Raw genomic sequence first — 19,880 nt, forward strand, 5'->3', positions numbered from 1 at the left:
CTGGTGTCGCGGCGAAAGAAGACTAGCTCACTGGCCCAGCCAGCGCGAGCGCGCCGCATGCCGCCCGCCCTCCGCCTTGAGCTTGAACTGCGCCGCCGGCTCGCGCGCCAGCGTCACCGGCAGCGCCTGCAGCTCGTCACGGCGGAACGCGTGCAGCTCGATGCGGTCGCCGGGGCGGTAGCGCGCCAGCAGCTTGTCGAGCTGGCCCGGCGCCACGCGCACGCCGTCGACGGCGGCCAGCAGGTCGCCGGCGGACAGGCCCGCGGCCTGCGCGGCGCCGCCGTCGAGCACCTGGGTCACGCGCACCCAGCCGTCCTCGGTCTTGACCTTGATCCCCAGCGCGGCGGTGCGCGCCGGCTTCTGCGACTCGGCCTTGATGCCGAACGCCTTGAACAGCGGCGGCAGCGGCAACTCGCCGGTGCCTTCGGTCAGCGCGCGCAGCAGCGGCCCCAGGCGCAGGCCCGTGACTTCATCGAACAGCGCATAAACCTCGGCCTCGGTCACGCCGCGCTGCACCGCGTCGGGCGCATAGAAGTCGCGGCCGTAGCCGCGCCACAGCGCGCGCATGACATCGTCGAGCGAGCGCCGGCCGCGGGTCTTGTCGCGGATGGTCAGGTCCAGGGCCAGCGCCACCAGCGCGCCCTTGGTGTAATAGCTGACGATGGCGTTGGGCGCGTTCTCGTCCTGGCGGTAGTACTTGGTCCAGGCGTCGAACGAGCTTTCGGCCACGCTCTGCTTGGTGCGGCCGTTGCCGCGCAGCACGCCGTTCCAGGTCTTGGCCAGCATCTCGACATACTGCGCCTCGGTGACGCAGCCCGAGCGCACCAGCACCAGGTCGTCGTAGTAGCTGGTGAAGCCCTCGAACAGCCACAGCAGCGGGGTGTAGGTTTCCTGCGCCAGCCGGTACGGCACGAACGCGGCCGGCTTGATGCGCTTGACGTTCCAGGTGTGAAAATACTCGTGGCTGCACAGCCCGAGGAAGGTGCGGTAGCCCTCGCTGGTTTCACTGTTGCCACGCACCGGCAGGTCGTTGCGCGAGCAGATCAGCGCGGTGCTGGCGCGATGCTCCAGGCCGCCGTAGCCGTCGCTGGTAATCATCGTCATGAACACGTAGCGCCGGTTGCTGTCGAGGAACGGCGCCTGCGCCGTGCGCGGCTCGAACAGCCGGATCTGGGTCTCGCAGATACGCTTCAGGTCGCGGCACACGCGCTCCAGGTCCAGCTGCGGCACGCGGCCGGTAAAGACCACGTCGTGCTGCGCGCCGCAGGCGCGGAAGCTGGCCAGCTGGAAGGTGCCCATCTCGACCGGGTGGTCGACCAGCTCGTCGTAGTCGGACACCTGGTAGCGCCCAAAGCCGTAGCGCTTCGCTCCGTCGCGGCCGGGCGCCTCGCGCATGGCAGTGGCCACGCGCCAGTCGCGGTAGGCCTCGCCCGCGGGGGCATGGATGTCGACCGTGCATGGGCGCTCGGCCTGCCCTTCCACGCACAGGAACACCGAACTGCCGTTGAAGAAGCCATGGGTGGTGTCCAGGTGCGCGGCGCGCACCGACAGGTCCCAGGCGTAGACCTCGTAGCTGAGCGTCAGCGGGCCGTCGGCCAGGGTGACCGGCGCGGCCTGCCAGCGCTGCTTGTCCAGCTTGGTCAGCGCGATCTCGCGCCCGCCCGCGTCGGCGCGGATGCGCACGATATTGCGCGCGAAATCCCGGATCATGTAGCTGCCGGGAATCCACGCCGGCAGCGAGAAACACTGCCCGGCCGGATCGGGCTCGCTCACGGTGACGGTAACGGCAAACAGGTGCGCTTCAGGATGAAGCGGGGCGATGGCGTAGCGGATCGGCGTCATGGGCAGGATTGTAACGTCGGCGCCTGCATGCAGGCGCCGGCGCGGGAAGGCGAGCTGGCGCTGCGCTCAGCCGCGATTCACATCCACCACCACGCGCCCGCGCATGCCGCCTTCCATGATCTTGCGCCCGGCCTCGATGGCCTCGCCCAGGCCGATCTCGCGCGTCAGCGCATTGAGCCGGTCCGGCTCCAGGTCGCTGGCCAGGCGCTGCCAGGCCTGTTCGCGCAGCGCCATCGCCGCCATCACGCTGTCGATGCCGTGCAGCGTGATGCCGCGCAGGATGAAGGGCGCCACCGAACCCGGGAAGTCCAGCCCCTGCGCCAGCCCGCAGGCGGTCACCACGCCGCCGTAGCGCACCTGCGCGCAGGCGTTGACCAGCGTGTGCGAGCCCACCGAATCGACCACCGCGGCCCAGCGCTCCTTCTGCAGCGGCTTGCCGGGTGCGCCCAGCTCGGCGCGGTCGATCACGTCGTCGGCGCCCAGCGCCTTGAGGAAATCCGCCTCGCGCGTCTTGCCGGTCGAAGCCACCACCTTGTAGCCAAGCTTGCTCAGCAGGGCGATTGCCACCGAACCGACCCCGCCTGAAGCCCCGGTCACCAGCACCTCGCCGTCGCCCGGGCGCACCGGGCCGTTGACACCGCCGCGCTCCAGCGCCAGCACCGACAGCATCGCGGTATAGCCCGCGGTGCCGATCGCCATGGCCTGGCGCGTGGTGAAGGCGGCGGGCAGCGGCACCAGCCAGTCGCCCTTCAGGCGCGCGCGCTGCGCCAGGCAGCCCCAGTGGGTCTCGCCCACGCCGTAGCCGTTCAGCACCACCTTGTCGCCGGCTTTCCAGCGCGGATGGGCGGATTCGAGCACCGTGCCGGCGCCGTCGATGCCCGCCACCATCGGCCACTTGCGCACCACCGGCGCGCGGCCCGTGATGGCCAGGCCGTCCTTGAAATTGATGGTGGAGTAATCGACGGCAACCAGCACGTCGCCATCGGCGGGCAACTGGGCCTCGTCGAGGGTGGCGAGGTTGGCCTGGGTGGCGCCGTCGGCCTGGGTCAGCAGCAATGCCTGGAAGGTCATGGTGTCTCCTTGGTCGCCTGGCGGCGATCGCATGCAACGATTGGGAAAGGCAGAAAGCACAACGGCCGGACAGGTCCGGCCGTCGCTTGAGCCGGGACAGGTCCGGCGCGCGCTTATTTCTTGATGCTGGCGAGCTTGCGCTCCAGCGTGGCGACGTCCGCCGCGCCGGGGATGCGGGTGCCGTCGGTGAAGAACACCGCCGGGGTGCCGGTCACGTTCATGCTGTGGCCCAGCGCCAGGTTTTCTTCCACCGGGGTCTTGCAGCTGCCCTTGCCGGTCAGCGCCACCTGCTTGAGCATCCAGTCGCGCCAGGCCTTGGTGCGGTCGGCCGCGCACCAGACCTGTTTGGACTTGGTTTCCGAGTCCGGCGACAGCACCGGGTACAGGAAGGTGTACACAGTGATGTTGTCCATCTGCTGGAAGGTCTGCTCGATGCGCTTGCAGTAGCCGCAATTGGGATCGGAGAACACCGCCACCTGGCGGCTGCCGTCGCCCTTGGTCCACTTGATCGCGCGCGCCAGCGGCAGGTCCGACCACTTGATGCGGTTGATCTCCGCCAGCCGCTCCTCGGTCAGGTTGGTGCCGGTGCGGGTATCGATCATCTCGCCGTTCAGGATGTAGCGGCCGGTGGCGTCCGTGTACACCACCTGGCCGCCGATATTGGCTTCGAACAGGCCGGGCACCGGGGTCTTGCCGACGCTCTTCACTTCGGCGCGGCCGCCCAACATCTTCTGCAGCGACTCCTTGATGCGGTCGGTGCCGGGCTCGCCCGCCGCCATGGCGTGCAACGCGAAGCCGGCCGCAGCCAGTCCGCCGGCGATGGCGGTGATGGTGGCGTAGACGGCAGGACGGCGGCGCAGGGATGGGAACATGTGGACTCCAGGAATTCGGTAAGGGGGCGTATGGGGGCGCGGGGCGTACGGTGTGCGTGCGGACCTAGCCGAGCGCGCGCCCGATCAGCATGCGCTTGAGCAGCGACTGGCCGCCGACCGCGCGCATGCCGGTATTGCGCACCACCCGCGCCACGCTGCCCGGCAGCGAGAACAACCGGTGCAGCCCGTCGGTGGCGGCGGTCAGCGACAACAGGTCGGTGGCGCGCGCGCGCTCGTAGCGGCGCAGCAGGCGCAGGTCGCCCTCGCTGCGGAAAGGTTCTTTGTCGGCCATTACGCGGCCAAGTTCCGCGACGTCGCGCAGGCCCAGGTTCATGCCCTGGCCGGCCAGCGGATGCACCACGTGGGCGGCGTCGCCCACCAGGGCCACGTGCGGCTGCACGAACTGGTCGGCACGCTGCAGCACCAGCGGGAAGCCCTGCGCGGGAGTTACGCAACGCAGCGTACCGAACTGCGCGCCGACCGCGCCGCTGGCGCCCTGCATCACGGTGGCGGCGAGCGCCTCGGGCGACAGCGCCAGCAGATCGCGCGCGTGGGCCTCGTCGGCGGACCAGACCATCGACACATGGTTGCCCGGCAGCGGCAGCAACGCCAGCACTTCGCCGTTGGCGGGTTCCTCGTCGGCCATCAGCTTTTCCGGCGCGCCCAGGAACCACTGCCATGCGGTTTCATGGTGCGGCCGCTCGCAGGCAAAGTTGGCGACCACGCCAAGCTGGCGGTACTTGCGCGTGCTGACGCCGATATGGCATTGCTGGCGCAGCCACGAGCGCGCACCGTCGGCGCCGATCGCCAGCGCGGTGCGCACCTTGCTGCCGTTCTCCAGCGTGAGCGTAATGCCGTCAGGGTCGCGCTCGCACACACCGGCGGTGCCGTCGTGCCACGTCACCTGGTGCTGGAAGCCGAGCGCGGTGTCGAGCGCGCGCTCGACCAGGCGCGACTCGATGATCCACGCCAGCTGCGGCACCGCCGCGGCATACGCGGAAAAATGCAGGTCGCCGTCGAAGCTGGGCGTGGTCTCGGCGGCGCTGACGTCGCCGAATACGCGCATGTCGCGAACCGGCTGGATCCGCGCCGGGTCCAGCGCCTCCCACACGCGCATGCGTTCCAGCAGCGCCTGCGAGCTGGCGGAGAAGGCGTAGATGCGGCTGTCCCAGTCGTCCGGCCCGGCGCTGGCCGTGGCGCGCGCCGGCTTCGGCGCGATCAGCGCGACGTCCATGCCCTGCTGGGCCAGCAGCAGGGCGCAGGACTTGCCGACGATGCCGCCACCGACGACGGCAACCTGGAAAGCGGAGGATTTGCGCGCGGCGGGTCGCGCGGACGCGTGGGATCGGGTCATGGCTGGATTATAGCCACGTCACTCCAGGGCCCGTCCGCGCCAGGCGGCGCCTCGGTGCAGCGGAAACGTCTGACTCTGCGCCCTCATCGACCGATCCTTATAGCTGCAGGTCATAAGCCTTAGAACAAAACAATAGCGGCGGCGCTTCCGCCCTGGGACGCGCCCGGACCTATATTGAAGCGAACATTTCTGGCCGGGGAACTCACCACCTGAAGGGGAGGTGGAACAATGCTCAAACAAGCACTATTGATTGCCGTCGCCACCGCTGGGGCCATGGGCACGGCGTTCGGGGGTACCGGTCTTCGCGACGTCTATACGGATGGCGCGAAGGTTTCGAAGTTTGATGTCTACACCGATGGTGCCAAGGTTTCAAAGTTCGATGTCTACACCGACGGCGCGCGCGGAACCCGCGACACGTTCACGGACGGCGCAAAAACCACGGATATGCGGGACCAGTTCAGCGACGGCGCCTGATCGCCACCATGACGATCCGGCACCAGACCACGATGCACGGCCAGGCTGACCCCTTGGCCGTTTTGTTTGCCAGGGCGTCGTTCTGCCCTGACACCGCTCCAGCCCCCCAAAAGGTTACAATCGCGGTTTTCCGTGGCAACGCGTGCAACTTCGCCGAGCCAGCGCGATGTGATGCCTTTGTCTCGTCCCGATGCAGTCCCCGGCGGTAGCGCGCGATGCGCGCCAGCCACGGCGCTGCCGGCACCGGTGGCATCACGCAACCCATTGATTCCGAAGACCACACCATGAGCCTCAAATGCGGCATCGTCGGCCTGCCCAACGTCGGCAAGTCCACGCTGTTCAATGCCCTGACCAAGGCCGGCATCGCCGCCGAAAACTATCCGTTCTGCACCATCGAGCCCAATGTGGGCGTGGTCGAAGTGCCGGATCCGAGGCTCGCGAAGCTGGCTGATATCGTCAAGCCGGAGCGCATCCTGCCGGCCACGGTCGAGTTCGTCGACATCGCCGGGCTGGTGGCGGGCGCCTCCAAGGGTGAAGGCCTGGGCAACCAGTTCCTGGCCAATATCCGCGAATGCGATGCCATCACCCACGTGGTGCGCTGCTTCGAGGACGACAACGTGATCCACGTGGCCGGCCGCGTGGACCCGCTGTCGGATATCGAAGTCATCAACACCGAACTGGCGCTGGCCGACCTGGCCACCGTCGAGAAGGCGCTGGCGCGCTACGTCAAGCCGGCCCGCGCCGGCGACAAGGAAGCCCAGCGCCTGGTCGCCGTGCTGGAAAAAGCCCAGTCCGTGCTGGACCAGGCCAAGGCCGTGCGCACCCTGGACCTGGCGCCGGAAGAGTGGGAGGCGATCCGCCCGTTCTGCCTGATCACCGCCAAGCCGACCATGTACGTCGCCAACGTGCGTGAAGACGGCTTCGACAACAACCCGCACCTGGACGCGGTGCGCGAATACGCCAAGCAGACCGATTCCCCCGTGGTCGCCGTCTGCGCCGCCATCGAAGCCGAGATCGCCGACCTCGACGACGCCGACAAGGCCGAGTTCCTGGCCGACCTGGGCATGGACGAGCCGGGCCTGGACCGCGTGATCCGCGCCGGCTTCAAGCTGCTGGGCCTGCACACCTACTTCACTGCCGGGGTCAAGGAAGTGCGCGCCTGGACCATCCACGTGGGCGACACCGCGCCCAAGGCGGCCGGCGTGATCCACACCGACTTCGAACGCGGCTTTATCCGCGCGCAGACCATCGCCTATGACGACTTCATCGCCTTCAAGGGCGAGACCGGCGCCAAGGAAGCGGGCAAGATGCGCGCCGAAGGCAAGGAATATGTGGTGAAGGACGGCGATGTGATGAACTTCCTGTTCAACGTCTGATCCGCCCCAGCCCGGAAAAAAAGCCCGCAGCGATGCGGGCTTTTTTCATGGGTGCGGCGCAATCGCGCCCGCCTCACAGCTTCTCCATCCCCTTCCCCCGCAAGCCCACCAGCAGCGCCTGCCCGTCCGCTCCCACGCGGAATTCCCCGTATTCGGCCTCGGCGAAGCGCTTGCCCTGCCCCTCCTGGAAGAAATACGCGTCGGTCGACACCTGCACCTGCATGCCGCCCCAGCGTGAGCGCGCGGTCTGGTAGCGCAGCAGCTGCTCGCCCGGCGCCAGCGGCTCGGCGCCGTGCACGCGCACGAAGCTGGCAACGCCCTGCGGGTCGCGCCGGATCACGGCGACGCCGTCGCGGGGAAGCTGCCGGTCTTGCGCCCGCGCGGCGCGGATCTGGTTGCCGATGTCGAAATTCAGCGCCATGTAGTCGCCCTGCATCAGCGAGCGCGGATCCACCGGCGCAAGCTTGAGGAAGACGGTGTCGCCGCGCGCCAGCAGGCGCTCCTTGCCGGCGATGCCGACGGCGGCCAGCGCCAGCGTCAGCGCCCAGGCGATCAGGATCCAGCGTTTCATGCGACCTCCATCCGTGCGCGGCGCAGCAGCCAGTGGCGCCCGGCCAGCAGCAGCACGCCGGCCGCGGCGAGCGTGGCGGACTTGGCCAGCAGGGTCCAGTGCAGCGCCGAGTAGTACCAGATAAAGCCGATGGCGATGCTGGTGACACCCAGCCCCAGCCACGGCATCGAGGCCCGGCGCAGCGCCAGCCCGAGCGCGAGCACGCCAGCCACCACCGCGGGCGCGGCCGCCATCAGCGCGCCGAACGCCACCAGCCCGCCCAGCACGGCGCCTTGCATCGCCGGACCGAGCGCCAGCCGGCGGCATTCGGCCAGCGCGAAGCCAGCCAGCATCAGCGTGGCCAATCCGCCCGCGGCCCAGTGCGCCAGCGGGATGCGCGCCGCTTCCGGACCGTCCAGCCAGGCCAGCGGATGGCTCATGCCGGTCACGACGAGCGCCGCCGCCAGCGTGAACAGCAGCGTTGCGTCGGCCAGCGGTTCCAGCAGCGCATGGCGGCCATCCGCGCACAGGCGCGCCTCGGCCAGCGTGAACCCTGCCGCCAGGGCGGCGCCGAGCGGCACCAGCCAGCCGAGCGACCACGTCAGCAACAGCCAGTCCTCCGGCTTGCTGCCAGCCATGAACAGGTGCACCGCCCCAGCCAGGCCGATCCATGCGCCCAGCCCGCACAGCAGCCGGTGCAGCCGGTTGGGCACCAGCCACGCCAGCGCACCCTCGAACAGCGCCAGTGCGGCCCAGAAGCCGGCACTCTCCGCCACGCGCGTGAAACCGAGCGCCTCGGTCAGGCCGAACACCGCCATGCCCTGCCCGCTCAGGCTGACCGCCAGCGCGAACTGCCCCGCGGCGATGCCGCCGCCGCGCCAGTACAGCAGCGCCGCCAGCGCGATCATCGCCAGCCCGGTGACGGCCATCGCCACGCCGTTCTCGCGCGCGGCAACGAAGACCGTGCCGACCAGGAAGAACTGGAAGAACAAGGCGCCGAGCCAGCCCGCCGCGCCCATCAGGCAGCGCACCGCCCACGGCGTATGGGGATGCGCGGGCGGCTCGCCCTGTACCTCGCCGCGTGCGGCGAGCTGTTGCCAGAGCCGTTGCTCGGTCTGCAGTACGTTGCTCATGCCTGCTCCAGCTGGCTGCGCCAGGCCCGCATCAGCCACGCGGCCGCGGCGGCGGCCAGGCCGATGGTCAGCAGGCCGAGCAACAGGAACGCGCCGAAATCGTCCTTGCCCTCGAACAGCACCTTGGCGACCGCGGCCACGGCCAGCACGATGCCGGTCAGGCAGGCCAGGCTCAGCACCACGATGTCGAAGACCTGCCAGCGGAACCACCAGACCAGCGCGGCCAGCGCCAGCACCGCCAGCGCAAAGGCGGCGCCGTCGAAGTCGCTGCGCAGCAGGCTGGCCAGCCCGAGCGAGCCGGCATGCAGGCACGCCAACGCGGACAGCATGCGGCCGCCGGTCAGCCCGCGGAAGCCTAGCGCCGGCGCCTGCGCGCACAGCAGCTGCCACAGCACCAGCTGTAGCGCCACCGCGCCCAGCAAGGCCAGCGTGGCGGTGCGCACGTGGCGCGAATCGAACAGCAGCGAGAACACGCCGTCGACCCCGAAGCGCAGGCTGAAGTACCGCAGCAGCGCCAGATTGCCGACCACGATCACCAGCCACCAGTGCGGCGCCGCGCGCGCCGCCAGCGCCCACGGCAGCGCCAGCAGCGCCCACAGCGCGAACAGCTGCCAGGGGTCGGCGCCGGTCTGGTAGGTCTGGCCGATCACCGCCAGCAGCACGCCCGCCACCACCTGCGCGCCGCCCAGCGCGGCCCGGCCGGCCGCATCGCCCGTCGGGCGCAGCCAGGCAAAGCCGGCCAGCAGCGTGATCGCAGCAGCGAGCAGGCCGAACTTGGAAAACTTGTGCAGGTCCTGCCAGTTGAAGGCAAAAAACACGACCACGCCGGCGCACAGCAGCGCGGTGCCCAGCGCCATCAGTGCGGTGTCGAGCCAGCGGCGCCAGTCACCGGCGACCGGTTCGGTGCGCGCCCACGGCGCGGCCACCGCGGCCGGGGCCAGGCGGCCGAGCGCGCGCCAGTGCGCCAGTGCCTGGCGGATGGCGCGCCGTTCGCCAACGGCTTCGCGGTCCGGGCCATTTGCTCCGATGCGGGTGGCTTGCATGCTTGCCCTTGCGTGCTGGAATGACGGCGACTTTAGCAAAGTGATACGTGGGCCGCACCTGTTGCGTGGGAGGGGGCGTGCGCTCGCACGCCATCTAGGCCCTGCCCGCGCGGGCCGGTATGCTGTGGCCCTTGTCCCATTTGCCCACGCCCATGACCCTCGGAATCCTTGCCGCCATCCACGATGAAGTCGACGGGCTCGTCGCCGCCATGCGCCATGACGACAGCCGCGCCACGGTACGCACCATCGGCATGCGCGACTACTACAGCGGGCATTTGTACGGGCAACCGTGCGTGCTGGTGCTGGCGCGCATGGGCAAGGTGGCGGCGTCGGCCACCACGGTCACGCTGATCCGCGAACTGGGGGCCACCCAGATCGTCTTTACCGGACTGGCCGGCGGCATCGGCGCGGCCACGCAGGTGGGCGACATCGTCATCGCCGACCGCACCCTGCAGCATGACTTGGACGCGCGCCCGTTCTTCGGCCGCCATGAGGTGCCGCTGCTGGAGCGCGCTGAATTCCCGGCCGACCCGGCACTGACGGCCGAGCTGCATGCCGCTGCCGCGGATTTCCTGCGCGACGATTTGGCCGTCGACGTGCCGCGCGCCGTGCGAGAGAAGTTCGGCGTCGCGGCGCCGACCCTGCACCGGGGCATGATCGCCAGCGGCGACCAGTTCATCGGCTCGCCCGCCGCGGTGGCGGAGCTGCGTGAGCGGCTGCCCGGCTTGCTGGCGGTGGAGATGGAAGGCGCCGCGGTGGCACAGGTCTGCCATGAATATGGCGTGCCCTACGCGGTGATGCGGACCATTTCCGACCGCGCCGACGACACCGCCCATGTGGATTTTTCGGCATTCCTGACCGATGTGGCCAGCCACTATTCCAGCGGCGTACTGCGCCGCCTGCTGGCGGCGCGGGCCTGAGGCCAGGCAACGCGGCCGTCTGACCGGGATCAAGCCGCGTGCAGATTCCTGACCGGAAAGTCGGTTCAGTATTTACCGTCCGCGCGGCCGCACCGTGCCCCACAACCCCACCAGCAGCGCAGACCCGGCGATCACCGCGAGCCAGCTGCTGAGCTGGCCGTCGACAAACCAATGCAGCGCGCGGCCGCTGTAGAAGGCCGCCGCCGCACCCGCCGCGCCCAGCACCAGCGCGGCCGGCAAGGTCACCACGCGCCCTGCCGGATGCAGCCGGCGTGCCGCCAGTCCGACCAGCAAACCCACGATCAAGGTGCCCAGCATCCGCTTCTCCTGTGTTGTCCGCATCACAGCCGCAAGCGGCCGCGGCGTAACGATACTGCAATCCGTCGGCCCTGACACCCGCCGCGGCGAGCGACTGCAATGATCGGTCCCGGCGGTATAATGGCATCCGGTCCGGCCGCGCTCCGGACCGCACCAGTCCCCAACAATGCAACTGCTCGCGATCGGCATCAATCACACCACGGCACCCGTCTCGCTGCGCGAGCGGGTGGCGTTTCCGCTCGAGCAGATCAAGCCGGCGCTGGGGGCCCTGCGCTCCCACCTGTCGGGGCGCAGCGGCACCGAAGCCGCGATCCTGTCCACCTGCAACCGCACCGAAATCTACTGTGCCACCGATGTGCTGACGCCGGGCACCGATGGTTTCGAGCACACCCTGCGCTGGCTGTCGCAGCATCACAACGTGCCGGCCACGGAACTGGCGCCGCACCTGTACGCGCTGCCGCAGTCCGAAGCCGTGCGCCATGCCTTCCGCGTGGCCAGCGGGCTCGATTCGATGGTGCTGGGCGAGACCCAGATCCTGGGCCAGCTCAAGGACGCGGTGCGCACCGCCGGCGAAGCCGGCTCGCTCGGCACGTACCTGAACCAGCTGTTCCAGCGCACCTTCGCGGTGGCCAAGGAAGTGCGCGGCCAGACCGAGATCGGCGCGCATTCGGTGTCGATGGCCGCGGCCGCGGTGCGGCTGGCGCAGCGGATCTTTGAAAGCGTCTCGACCCAGCGCGTGCTGTTTATCGGCGCGGGCGAGATGATCGAACTGTGCGCGACCCACTTTGCCGCGCAGCAACCGCGCCAGATCGTGGTGGCCAACCGCACCGTCGAGCGCGGCGAGAAGCTGGCCGAGCAACTCAGCGGCCAGGGCCTGACCGCCAACGCGATCCGCCTGTCGGACCTGGGCGAGCGCCTGCATGAGTTCGACATTGTGGTGTCGTGCACCGCCAGCTCGCTGCCGATCATCGGCCTGGGCGCGGTGGAGCGCGCGGTCAAGCGGCGCAAGCACCGGCCCATCATGATGGTCGACCTGGCCGTGCCACGCGACGTCGAGCCCGAAGTCTCGCGCCTGGACGACGTCTTCCTCTATACCGTCGATGACCTCGGCGCGGTCGTGCGCGAAGGCAACGCGCTGCGCCAGGCCGCGGTGGCGCAGGCCGAAGCCATCATCGAAAGCCGCGTGCAGAACTTCATGCACTGGCTCGAAACCCGCAGCGTGGTGCCGGTCATCCGCGAACTGCAGAGCAGCGGCGAAGCCATCCGCCAGGCCGAGCTGGAGCGCGCGCGCCGCATGCTGGCGCGCGGCGACGACCCGCAGGCCGTGCTCGAGGCGCTCTCCGGCGCGCTCACGCGCAAGTTCCTGCACGGTCCCACGCACGCGCTCAACCACACCCAGGGCGAGGACCGCGAGGCGCTGCTGCGCCTGGTGCCGGGCCTGTTCCGCCACAGCAGCCACTCCGAGCGCTAGCCGCGCTCGCCTCGCCGGCGCGCCGCGCCCGGCACGCCCTCGCCGCCGCCCGTCTTTGTGCGCGCGGCCCGGCCCACCCCGTTCCCTGTCCGCCCCGATGAAAGCCAGCATGCTTGCCAAGCTCGACCAACTGGCCGAGCGACTCGACGAAGTCAACGCCCTGCTCGCGCGCGAAGACGCGACCGCAAATATCGACCAGTACCGCAAGCTCAGCCGCGAGCATGCCGAGCTGTCGCCCGTGGCCGAGCAATACGGCCAGTACCGCCAGGCCCAGGAGGACCTGGCCACCGCGCAGGCGCTGCTCGACGATCCGGAGATGAAGGACTTCGCCGCCGACGAGATCGCCGCCGCGCGCGACCGGCTGGACGCGCTGCAGGCCAGCCTGCAGCGCCTGCTGCTGCCCCGGGACCCCAACGACGACCGCAACCTGTTGCTGGAAATCCGCGCCGGCACCGGCGGCGAGGAAAGCGCGCTGTTCGCCGCCGACCTGCTGCGGATGTACACGCGTTATGCCGAACGGCAGCGCTGGCAGGTCGAGGTGATGAGCGAATCGGCATCGGACCTGGGCGGCTACAAGGAAGTCATCATCCGGATTGCCGGCGATGCCGCGTTTTCGCGGCTGAAGTTCGAATCGGGCGGCCATCGCGTGCAGCGCGTGCCCGCCACCGAGGCGCAGGGCCGCATCCATACCTCCGCCTGCACGGTGGCCGTGATGCCCGAGGCCGACGAGGTCGGCGAGGTCGAGATCAACCCGGCCGACCTGCGCATCGACACCTTCCGCGCCTCGGGCGCGGGCGGCCAGCACGTCAACAAGACCGATTCCGCGGTGCGCCTGACCCACCTGCCCACCGGCATCGTGGTCGAGTGCCAGGATGACCGCAGCCAGCACCGGAACAAGGACAAGGCGATGAAGGTGCTCGCCGCCCGCATCAAGGACATGCAGGCGCGCGCCGCGCAGGCGCGCGAGGCCAGCACCCGGCGCAACCTGATCGGCTCGGGCGACCGCAGCGACCGCATCCGCACCTACAACTTCCCGCAGGGCCGCGTGACCGATCACCGCATCAACCTGACGCTGTACAAGATCGACATGATCATGGACGGCGACATGGACGAGCTGCTGTCCGCGCTGTCCGCCGAGCACCAGGCGGACCAGCTGGCGGCGCTGGGCGAAGACGCCTGAGCGCTACTTTGTGACACCCAGTCGAGGCTTCCGCGATGAACACCGCGTAAAGTCGCCGATGTCTTTGTATCTGTTGTAAATGCTTGAAACAGCACTGGCAGGGGTAAGGTCGCTGTCTATAATCGATTTCGACCGGCAAACGGAGAATGGTGCCGGGTAGTCACTCCCGAGAACATACCTAGGACGAAATCATGAAAAAACTGCTCGCGCTGTTGATGATCACCGCGGCCATGGCCGCTTGCAGCAAGAAGGAAGAAGCGCCGCCCGCCGCCTCGAATGCCGAGAGCGCGATGCAGAGCGCCGCGGAATCCGCCAAGGCCGCCGCAAGCGATGCCGCCGCTGCCGCCAGCAACGCCGCAGATGCCGCCAAGGCTGCCGCCAGCGACGCCGCCTCGAACGCGTCCGCAGCCGCGGAAAGGGCCAAGGAAGACGCCGGCAACGCCATGGAGAACGCCAAGCAGGCCGCCAAGGATGCCGTCAACGCCGGCGCCGACAAGGCCAAGGACGCCGTCAATAAGTAATCGCCCCGGCGGGGGCATTGCGCCTGCCGCCGCCGATGAGCGGTACACTGGCACGAAGCCGGAAGTTTCACCAGAGCACCGCCCCAAAGCCCCGCCAGGTCCTGCACCGGTGGGGTTTTTTATAGCCGGCACCAGAACCGTCTTTTACCCACTCGATGTCCACCCCCGACTCCACCGCGCTGCCGGCCACCCCCACGCTGCGCGAGGCGCAGACCCTGGCCGCCATGGCCGGGCTGCCTGCGCTGGAAGCGCGCATGCTGCTGACCCACGTCACCGGTCTGAGCCGTACCCAGCTGATCACGCGCGACACCGACGTGCTCACCATCGCCCAGCGCGACGCCTTTGCCACGCTGCTGGCGCGGCGGCTGGCGGGCGAGCCGATGGCCTACCTGATCGGCGAACGTGAATTCTTCGGCCGCAAGTTCCGCGTCACGCCTGACGTACTGATCCCGCGCCCCGATACCGAGGTTGCTGCGGAAGCCGCGCTGGCGCGGCTGGCCACGGTGCCACAGCCCAACGTGCTGGACCTCGGCACGGGCTCCGGCATCCTTGCCGTGACGCTGGCGCGCGAGCGCCGCGATGCGCGCGTCTGGGCCACCGACATCTCGCCCGGCGCGCTGATGGTGGCGCAGGACAACGCCCGCGCGCTGGGCGCCGAGCGCATCGAGTTTCTGGTCTCGGACTGGTACGCGGCGCTGCCGCCGGACCTGCGCTTCCACCTGATCGTCAGCAACCCGCCCTATATCGCCGCCGGCGACCCGCACCTGGCCGAAGGCGACCTGCGCTTCGAACCGATCGACGCGCTGACCGACCATGACGACGGCCTCTCCGACCTGCGCGCCATCGTCGGCGGCGCCGGCGCGCGACTGCTGCCGGGCGGCTGGCTGCTAATGGAACATGGCTACGACCAGGCCGCGGCCACGCGCCAGCTGCTGCAAGCCGGCGGCTTCGACGAGGTCTTCACCGCGCGCGACCTGGCCGGGCTGGAGCGCTGCACCGGCGGACGATGGCCAGGCGCGCAACCCGCCGGTACGGCCGCGGCACCCTGAAGCGACGCGGCGATTCCGGTAAAATCGGCGTCAGATACCCGCCGTGCGGCACCGCCGCGCGGTATTCCATTCTCCCCAGGCGGCGCCCGCGACACGGCCTCGCCCCACTGAAAAGCAAACCATGAGCGACGTGCAGCAACAGATCGACCAGATCGTCAAGGGCAACCCCGTAGTCCTGTTCATGAAGGGCACCGCGCAATTCCCGATGTGCGGCTTCTCGGGCCGCGCCATCCAGATCCTGAAGGCCTGCGGCGTCGACGCGCCGACCACGGTCAACGTGCTGGACGACGAAGGCATCCGCCAGGGCATCAAGGAATACGCCAACTGGCCGACCATTCCCCAGCTCTACGTGAACGGCGAGTTCATCGGCGGCTCGGACATCATGATGGAGATGTACCAGAACGGCGAACTGCAAACCCTGCTGAAGGGCTGAGCTTCGCCATGTCCGGGGCTGGCGGCACACCGCAACGGCTGATCGTCGCCATCACCGGCGCCACCGGGGCCATCTACGGCGTGCGCCTGCTGCAGGTGCTGCGCGCGGCGCCCGCGGTGGAAACCCACCTGCTGATTTCGCCGGCCGGCGTGATGAACCTGCAGCACGAGCTGGACATCGGCCGCGCCGAGGTCGAAGCGCTGGCCAGCGTCGTGCACAACGTGCGCGACATCGGCGCAACCATCGCCAGCGGTTCATTCCGCGCCCAGGCCATGGTGGTGGCGCCGTGCTCGATGCGCACGCTGGCGGCGATCGCGCATGGTTTCTCGGACAACCTGATCACGCGCGCCGCCGACGTCACGCTGAAAGAGCGCCGCAAGCTGGTGCTGATGGTGCGGGAAACGCCGCTGAATCTTGCGCACCTGCGCAACATGACGGCGGTGACGGAAATGGGCGGGATCGTGTTCCCGCCGGTGCCGGGCTTCTACCAGAAGCCGCAGAGCGTTGCGGAACTGGTCGACCATACGGTCGGGCGCGTGCTGGACCTGGTCGACCTGCCGCAGATCGGGCAGACCCTCGCGCCCAGCTGGGGCGGGCTCAACGCCCGCGCCGGCGACGCGGCCGGAAACTGAGTCCGGCCGCCCCCGTTACCGGCAAGGATTACCAGCGGCGATAGCCGCGGCCATAGTAGCCATAGCCGCCGTAGTAGTACGGACGCGGCGCCACCACCACCGGCGCGGGCGCGACGTACACCGGCGCAGGACCGACCGCCGGGCCGGCGGGCGTGGGATAGACGGCGCAGCCGCCCAGCAGGGTCACCGATGCCGCACCGGCAGCCAGTCCAATCGTCAGCATTCTCATCATTTCATCCTTGGGGTCGCAACGGGCATGTGCCTGCCTTGCTGACGTTATACGGGCGGAACGCGTAATACGGCGTCAAAGCCGTGTAACGCTTGTTACCGTTCCCTACGCGCCATGTCGCGGCCCCCTGGATGCCGTCAGATTTCGAAGCGGATGCCCTGTGCCAGCGGCAGCGAATCGCCGTAGTTGATGGTGTTGGTGGCGCGGCGCATGTAGCCCTTCCACGCATCCGAGCCCGATTCGCGCCCGCCGCCGGTCGCCTTCTCGCCGCCGAAGGCGCCGCCGATTTCCGCGCCGCTGGTGCCGATATTGACATTGGCGATGCCGCAATCGCTGCCCGCCGACGACAGGAAGCGCTCGGCCTCGCGCATCGATTCGGTGAAGATGCACGACGATAGCCCGTGCGCGGCGGCATTGTTCAGCGCGATGGCCTCGTCCAGCGTGGTGTACGGCATCAGGTACAGGATCGGCGCGAAGGTCTCGGTCAGCATGGTGTCGTGCTGCGCGTCGGTCATCACCAGCGCGGGCCGCACGTAGTACGCATGCGGATAGCGGTCGGCCAGCAGGCGCTCGCCGCCGGTCACGATATTGCCCTGCGCGCGGCACGCCGCCAGCGCGTTGGCCATGGCATCGCCGGCGGCGCTGTCGATCAGCGGGCCGACCAGCGTGCCGTCTTCCAGCGGATCGCCGACCGGCAGCCGGTCGAACACCGTGATCAGGCGGCTCGCCATGGTGTCCATCAGGTCGGCATGGATAAAGCAGCGGCGCAGCGTGGTGCAGCGCTGACCCGCGGTGCCGGCAGCGGCAAAGGTGATGGCGCGCACCGCCAGCTCGATATCGGCCGAGGGCGCGACGATGGCGGCGTTGTTGCCGCCCAGCTCGAGGATGCAGCGCTTGAAGTGGCCGGCACAGGCGATGCCGACCTCGCGGCCCATGCGGGTCGAGCCGGTGGCGCTGACCAGCCGCACCGCGGGGTGCTCGACCAGATGGGTGCCCAGAGTGCGCCCGCCCGGCAGCACCGCCGAGATGCCACTGTGCTGGGGTGCCGCCGCGGCCAGCACGCGCTCCAGCAGTCCGTGCGCGGCCAGCGCGCACAGCGACACCTTCTCGGACGGTTTCCAGATCACGCCGTTGCCGCATACCAGCGCCAGCGCCGCATTCCACGCCCACACCGCCACCGGGAAGTTGAACGCCGAGATCACGCCGCACAGCCCGTACGGATGCCAGGTCTCGCGCATCGCGTGCTGCGGGCGCTCGGAGGCGATGGTCAGCCCGTGCAACTGACGCGACAGGCCGACCGCGAAGTCGCAGATGTCGATCATCTCCTGCACCTCGCCCAGCCCCTCCTGCAGGATCTTGCCGGCTTCCAGCGACACCAGCCGCCCCAGCGCCGCCTTGTGCTCGCGCAGCACCTCGCCGAAGCGCCGCACGATCTCGCCGCGTGCCGGCGCCGGCAGCAGCGCCCAGGTGCTCTGCGCCGCGTGCGCGCGCGCGATCAGCGCGTCGGCCTGCGCCGGCGTGCAGGCAGGCATATGGCCGATGGCCTCGCCGTCGACCGGCGAGCGTACCGTCACGGCGCCGGCAGAGGTGCCCTCACGCCATGGCCGCGGCAGGCCCAGCGAATCCCAGCAGGCGGCAAACTCTTGCGCTTTCATACGAGGCTCTCCTGAAGCGGATGCTGCGTGTAGTGGCGGCCGAAGCGGTTGGCCAGGAAGGCCTGCAGCGGCATCGACTCCTGCCGCACGAAGCCCGCCTGCGGCAGCGCGCCGCTGGCCACCATGTCGAGCGCGGTGCAGATGCCCGCGGCGGTGGTCAGCTGGATCGCATTGACGTGGCCGCCCTCACCGTCCACGCCGCCGATGCGCGCCGAGAACGAAGCCTGGGTCAGCGGACCGCGCCCGCGTTCGCCGCCGGCCGGATAGCCGGTGGCGGTGGCGAACACGATCACCACGTCCTGCTCGGTCAGCGGAATGGCGCGGTCGAAGATATCGCGCAGCCAGTCGCGGCGTTCGCGCAGGCGCAGGTCGTTGAGCAGCAGCTTCATCAGCGCACAGTGGCCGGGATAGCGGATCGACTTGTAGTCGACATGGCGCGCGCGCCCGGCCAGCGTCTCGGGCAGCGTGCCGAGGCCGCCCGATGTATTAAAGGCTTCATATTCGATGCCGTCCAGCGCAAAGCTCTCCAGCCCTTCCAGCGCCGTCAGTTCGACGCGCCGGCCGTCGACGATGGCCTCGCACGGGTTGCAGTACTCGTTGATCAGTCCCTCGGTGCTCCAGGTCAGGTTGTACTTGAGCGCATTGCTCGGGTAGCGCGGCAGCGCCCCCACCCGCATCTGCAGGTCCAGCAGCTCGCCGCCGCCGCGCAGGAAGCGCTGCGCGAGGTCGTGGCCCACTACGCCGATAAAGCCCGGCGCCAGCCCGCATTGCGGCATCAGCACCGAGCGCGCGCCCTGTGCCAGCTGGCGGATGGCCTGGGTGGCGGCGACGTCCTCGGTCAGGTCGAAGTAATGCACGCCCAGGCGCGCCGCCACCGAGGCCACGCTGATCGCGGCATGGAACGGCAGCGCGTTGAGCACGGCATCGGCGCCGGCCAGCAGCGCGGCGCAGGTGCCGGGCTCGGTGGGATCGCCGGCACGCGCCAGCACGCCACGCGGCAGGCCATCGAGGCGGCGTGCGTCGTGGTCGACCACGCTGACGCGGTAGTCGCCGCTGTCGTGCAGCATGGCCGCGATGGTGCGGCCGATCTTTCCGGCGCCCAGCACCGTCACGTGCAGCGGGCGGGCCGCCTTGGGCAGGTCGCGCGGGGCCTGCCGGCCGAGGTTCGAGGCTTGCATGGTGTCTCCGTTCACAAGAAAAAGGGCTTCCGTTGACTGGAGTATGGATAGCCCTGCCGGCACAATGAAGGCACAAGAACGACGAAAAACCGCCATAATCGAACGAAACGACGAGGCTTCCCGACGCAATGACCGAACTCGATACCACCGACCGCCACCTGCTGTCGCTGCTCCAGGCCAACGCGCGCGAAAGCGCCGCCAACCTGGCCCGGCACCTGGGGATCGCCCGCACCACCGTGGTGGCGCGCATCGCGCGGCTGGAGCGCAGCGGCGTGATCGCCGGCTACGGCGTGCGGCTGGGCCAGCGCATGGAAGACAACGCCATCCTGGCCTATTGCGGCCTGTCGGTGCAGCCCAAGGCCGCGCCCGCGATCCTGCGCGCGCTGCAGCGGCTGCCCGAGATCGAAGAGGTCAATTCCGTCAGCGGCCCGGTCGACTACCTGGTGGCGATCCGCTGCGACACGCATGACCGGCTCGACCGGCTGCTCGACGAGATCGGCATGCTCGACGGCGTCAACCACACCACCACCTCGATCGTGCTGGCGCGCAAGCTCGACCGCCGGCGCGCCGCCGGCTGAC

Annotated in this window: 21 protein-coding genes; 10 read left to right on the forward strand and 11 right to left on the reverse strand. The window is 69.4% G+C overall.

Annotated elements, in window-relative coordinates:
- Nucleotides 1-27: 27 nt before the first annotated feature.
- From ACEI37_RS25320 to ACEI37_RS25335, 4 genes are all read right to left on the reverse strand, one after another.
- Nucleotides 28-1,842, reverse strand: a complete 1,815-nt coding sequence (locus tag ACEI37_RS25320; protein ID WP_373378629.1) for a M61 family metallopeptidase — start codon at nt 1,840-1,842, stop codon at nt 28-30.
- 66 nt (nt 1,843-1,908) lie between these two features.
- Entirely contained in the window at nt 1,909-2,913 is a 1,005-nt protein-coding gene (locus ACEI37_RS25325; protein WP_373378630.1) for an MDR family oxidoreductase, read from the reverse strand.
- Nucleotides 2,914-3,026: 113 nt separating this feature from the next.
- The gene (locus ACEI37_RS25330) at nt 3,027-3,785 is read right to left on the reverse strand and encodes a DsbC family protein (protein ID WP_373378631.1); all 759 of its coding nucleotides are present in this window, start codon (nt 3,783-3,785) and stop codon (nt 3,027-3,029) included.
- A gap of 64 nt (nt 3,786-3,849) precedes the next feature.
- On the reverse strand, nt 3,850-5,139 hold the full coding sequence (locus ACEI37_RS25335; RefSeq protein ID WP_373378632.1) for a UbiH/UbiF family hydroxylase: 1,290 nt from the start codon (nt 5,137-5,139) through the stop codon (nt 3,850-3,852).
- Between the two features lie 228 nt (nt 5,140-5,367).
- Here ACEI37_RS25335 and ACEI37_RS25340 point away from each other — a divergent pair, with 228 nt between their 5' ends.
- Complete coding sequence (locus ACEI37_RS25340; protein ID WP_373378633.1) at nt 5,368-5,613, forward strand: hypothetical protein; 246 nt, start codon at nt 5,368-5,370, stop codon at nt 5,611-5,613.
- A gap of 284 nt (nt 5,614-5,897) precedes the next feature.
- Entirely contained in the window at nt 5,898-6,989 is a 1,092-nt protein-coding gene (gene ychF, locus ACEI37_RS25345) for a redox-regulated ATPase YchF (protein ID WP_373378634.1), read from the forward strand.
- Nucleotides 6,990-7,062: 73 nt separating this feature from the next.
- On the opposite strand, the gene ACEI37_RS25350 is transcribed toward ychF, so the two are convergent.
- The 3 genes from ACEI37_RS25350 to ACEI37_RS25360 are packed head-to-tail and all read right to left on the reverse strand — an operon-like array spanning nt 7,063 to nt 9,715.
- Complete coding sequence (locus tag ACEI37_RS25350) at nt 7,063-7,560, reverse strand: GDYXXLXY domain-containing protein (protein ID WP_373378635.1); 498 nt, start codon at nt 7,558-7,560, stop codon at nt 7,063-7,065.
- Entirely contained in the window at nt 7,557-8,672 is a 1,116-nt protein-coding gene (locus ACEI37_RS25355) for a DUF4401 domain-containing protein (protein WP_373378636.1), read from the reverse strand. The genes ACEI37_RS25350 and ACEI37_RS25355 overlap by 4 nt, the downstream gene beginning before the upstream one ends.
- The gene (locus ACEI37_RS25360) at nt 8,669-9,715 is read right to left on the reverse strand and encodes a DUF2157 domain-containing protein (protein WP_373378637.1); all 1,047 of its coding nucleotides are present in this window, start codon (nt 9,713-9,715) and stop codon (nt 8,669-8,671) included. The genes ACEI37_RS25355 and ACEI37_RS25360 overlap by 4 nt, the downstream gene beginning before the upstream one ends.
- Nucleotides 9,716-9,867: 152 nt before the next feature.
- Between ACEI37_RS25360 and ACEI37_RS25365 the strand changes: the two genes are divergently transcribed.
- Complete coding sequence (locus ACEI37_RS25365) at nt 9,868-10,635, forward strand: 5'-methylthioadenosine/adenosylhomocysteine nucleosidase (RefSeq protein ID WP_252679385.1); 768 nt, start codon at nt 9,868-9,870, stop codon at nt 10,633-10,635.
- Between the two features lie 72 nt (nt 10,636-10,707).
- On the opposite strand, the gene ACEI37_RS25370 is transcribed toward ACEI37_RS25365, so the two are convergent.
- Entirely contained in the window at nt 10,708-10,953 is a 246-nt protein-coding gene (locus ACEI37_RS25370; protein WP_373378638.1) for a hypothetical protein, read from the reverse strand.
- A 166-nt stretch (nt 10,954-11,119) separates the two neighbouring features.
- Between ACEI37_RS25370 and hemA the strand changes: the two genes are divergently transcribed.
- The 6 genes from hemA (at nt 11,120) to ACEI37_RS25400 (ending at nt 16,239) form a co-directional block, all read left to right on the forward strand.
- Nucleotides 11,120-12,424, forward strand: a complete 1,305-nt coding sequence (gene hemA / locus ACEI37_RS25375) for a glutamyl-tRNA reductase (RefSeq protein WP_062801867.1) — start codon at nt 11,120-11,122, stop codon at nt 12,422-12,424.
- A 97-nt stretch (nt 12,425-12,521) separates the two neighbouring features.
- The gene (gene prfA, locus ACEI37_RS25380; RefSeq protein ID WP_373378639.1) at nt 12,522-13,604 is read left to right on the forward strand and encodes a peptide chain release factor 1; all 1,083 of its coding nucleotides are present in this window, start codon (nt 12,522-12,524) and stop codon (nt 13,602-13,604) included.
- 191 nt (nt 13,605-13,795) lie between these two features.
- Nucleotides 13,796-14,125, forward strand: coding sequence for a hypothetical protein (locus tag ACEI37_RS25385; protein ID WP_116603144.1), 330 nt, complete (start codon nt 13,796-13,798; stop codon nt 14,123-14,125).
- A gap of 155 nt (nt 14,126-14,280) precedes the next feature.
- Entirely contained in the window at nt 14,281-15,174 is an 894-nt protein-coding gene (gene prmC, locus ACEI37_RS25390) for a peptide chain release factor N(5)-glutamine methyltransferase (RefSeq protein WP_373378640.1), read from the forward strand.
- 121 nt (nt 15,175-15,295) lie between these two features.
- Nucleotides 15,296-15,607: a Grx4 family monothiol glutaredoxin gene (gene grxD, locus ACEI37_RS25395; RefSeq protein WP_012354019.1), complete on the forward strand. Its 312-nt coding sequence runs from the start codon at nt 15,296-15,298 to the stop codon at nt 15,605-15,607.
- Nucleotides 15,608-15,615: 8 nt separating this feature from the next.
- Nucleotides 15,616-16,239 (forward strand): UbiX family flavin prenyltransferase, encoded by a 624-nt coding sequence (locus ACEI37_RS25400; protein ID WP_373378641.1) that lies wholly within the window; start codon nt 15,616-15,618, stop codon nt 16,237-16,239.
- 28 nt (nt 16,240-16,267) lie between these two features.
- Here the strand turns inward: ACEI37_RS25400 and ACEI37_RS25405 are convergent, their stop codons facing one another.
- The 3 genes from ACEI37_RS25405 to ACEI37_RS25415 form a co-directional block, all read right to left on the reverse strand.
- The gene (locus ACEI37_RS25405) at nt 16,268-16,462 is read right to left on the reverse strand and encodes a hypothetical protein (protein ID WP_112776756.1); all 195 of its coding nucleotides are present in this window, start codon (nt 16,460-16,462) and stop codon (nt 16,268-16,270) included.
- 143 nt (nt 16,463-16,605) lie between these two features.
- Complete coding sequence (locus tag ACEI37_RS25410) at nt 16,606-18,123, reverse strand: aldehyde dehydrogenase family protein (RefSeq protein WP_373378642.1); 1,518 nt, start codon at nt 18,121-18,123, stop codon at nt 16,606-16,608.
- A complete protein-coding gene (locus tag ACEI37_RS25415) occupies nt 18,120-19,301 on the reverse strand; it encodes a saccharopine dehydrogenase C-terminal domain-containing protein (RefSeq protein WP_373378643.1) in 1,182 nt (393 codons plus the stop codon). Before ACEI37_RS25415 ends, ACEI37_RS25410 begins: the two co-directional genes overlap by 4 nt.
- A gap of 128 nt (nt 19,302-19,429) precedes the next feature.
- Here ACEI37_RS25415 and ACEI37_RS25420 point away from each other — a divergent pair, with 128 nt between their 5' ends.
- Nucleotides 19,430-19,879: an Lrp/AsnC family transcriptional regulator gene (locus ACEI37_RS25420; protein ID WP_010809873.1), complete on the forward strand. Its 450-nt coding sequence runs from the start codon at nt 19,430-19,432 to the stop codon at nt 19,877-19,879.
- Nucleotide 19,880: the final 1 nt, after the last annotated feature.

This window comes from Cupriavidus nantongensis (assembly GCF_041726985.1).
Taxonomy (GTDB): Bacteria; Pseudomonadota; Gammaproteobacteria; order Burkholderiales; family Burkholderiaceae; genus Cupriavidus; species Cupriavidus nantongensis_A.

What these genes read in the sequence shown, in the direction of transcription:
- ACEI37_RS25320 (WP_373378629.1), bottom strand. Translation starts at nt 1,842, where the DNA reads ATGACGCCGATCCGCTACGCCATCGCCCCGCTTCATCCTGAAGCGCAC.
- ACEI37_RS25325 (WP_373378630.1), bottom strand. Translation starts at nt 2,913, where the DNA reads ATGACCTTCCAGGCATTGCTGCTGACCCAGGCCGACGGCGCCACCCAG.
- ACEI37_RS25330 (WP_373378631.1), bottom strand. Translation starts at nt 3,785, where the DNA reads ATGTTCCCATCCCTGCGCCGCCGTCCTGCCGTCTACGCCACCATCACC.
- ACEI37_RS25335 (WP_373378632.1), bottom strand. Translation starts at nt 5,139, where the DNA reads ATGACCCGATCCCACGCGTCCGCGCGACCCGCCGCGCGCAAATCCTCC.
- ACEI37_RS25340 (WP_373378633.1), top strand. Translation starts at nt 5,368, where the DNA reads ATGCTCAAACAAGCACTATTGATTGCCGTCGCCACCGCTGGGGCCATG.
- ychF (WP_373378634.1), top strand. Translation starts at nt 5,898, where the DNA reads ATGAGCCTCAAATGCGGCATCGTCGGCCTGCCCAACGTCGGCAAGTCC.
- ACEI37_RS25350 (WP_373378635.1), bottom strand. Translation starts at nt 7,560, where the DNA reads ATGAAACGCTGGATCCTGATCGCCTGGGCGCTGACGCTGGCGCTGGCC.
- ACEI37_RS25355 (WP_373378636.1), bottom strand. Translation starts at nt 8,672, where the DNA reads ATGAGCAACGTACTGCAGACCGAGCAACGGCTCTGGCAACAGCTCGCC.
- ACEI37_RS25360 (WP_373378637.1), bottom strand. Translation starts at nt 9,715, where the DNA reads ATGCAAGCCACCCGCATCGGAGCAAATGGCCCGGACCGCGAAGCCGTT.
- ACEI37_RS25365 (WP_252679385.1), top strand. Translation starts at nt 9,868, where the DNA reads ATGACCCTCGGAATCCTTGCCGCCATCCACGATGAAGTCGACGGGCTC.
- ACEI37_RS25370 (WP_373378638.1), bottom strand. Translation starts at nt 10,953, where the DNA reads ATGCTGGGCACCTTGATCGTGGGTTTGCTGGTCGGACTGGCGGCACGC.
- hemA (WP_062801867.1), top strand. Translation starts at nt 11,120, where the DNA reads ATGCAACTGCTCGCGATCGGCATCAATCACACCACGGCACCCGTCTCG.
- prfA (WP_373378639.1), top strand. Translation starts at nt 12,522, where the DNA reads ATGAAAGCCAGCATGCTTGCCAAGCTCGACCAACTGGCCGAGCGACTC.
- ACEI37_RS25385 (WP_116603144.1), top strand. Translation starts at nt 13,796, where the DNA reads ATGAAAAAACTGCTCGCGCTGTTGATGATCACCGCGGCCATGGCCGCT.
- prmC (WP_373378640.1), top strand. Translation starts at nt 14,281, where the DNA reads ATGTCCACCCCCGACTCCACCGCGCTGCCGGCCACCCCCACGCTGCGC.
- grxD (WP_012354019.1), top strand. Translation starts at nt 15,296, where the DNA reads ATGAGCGACGTGCAGCAACAGATCGACCAGATCGTCAAGGGCAACCCC.
- ACEI37_RS25400 (WP_373378641.1), top strand. Translation starts at nt 15,616, where the DNA reads ATGTCCGGGGCTGGCGGCACACCGCAACGGCTGATCGTCGCCATCACC.
- ACEI37_RS25405 (WP_112776756.1), bottom strand. Translation starts at nt 16,462, where the DNA reads ATGCTGACGATTGGACTGGCTGCCGGTGCGGCATCGGTGACCCTGCTG.
- ACEI37_RS25410 (WP_373378642.1), bottom strand. Translation starts at nt 18,123, where the DNA reads ATGAAAGCGCAAGAGTTTGCCGCCTGCTGGGATTCGCTGGGCCTGCCG.
- ACEI37_RS25415 (WP_373378643.1), bottom strand. Translation starts at nt 19,301, where the DNA reads ATGCAAGCCTCGAACCTCGGCCGGCAGGCCCCGCGCGACCTGCCCAAG.
- ACEI37_RS25420 (WP_010809873.1), top strand. Translation starts at nt 19,430, where the DNA reads ATGACCGAACTCGATACCACCGACCGCCACCTGCTGTCGCTGCTCCAG.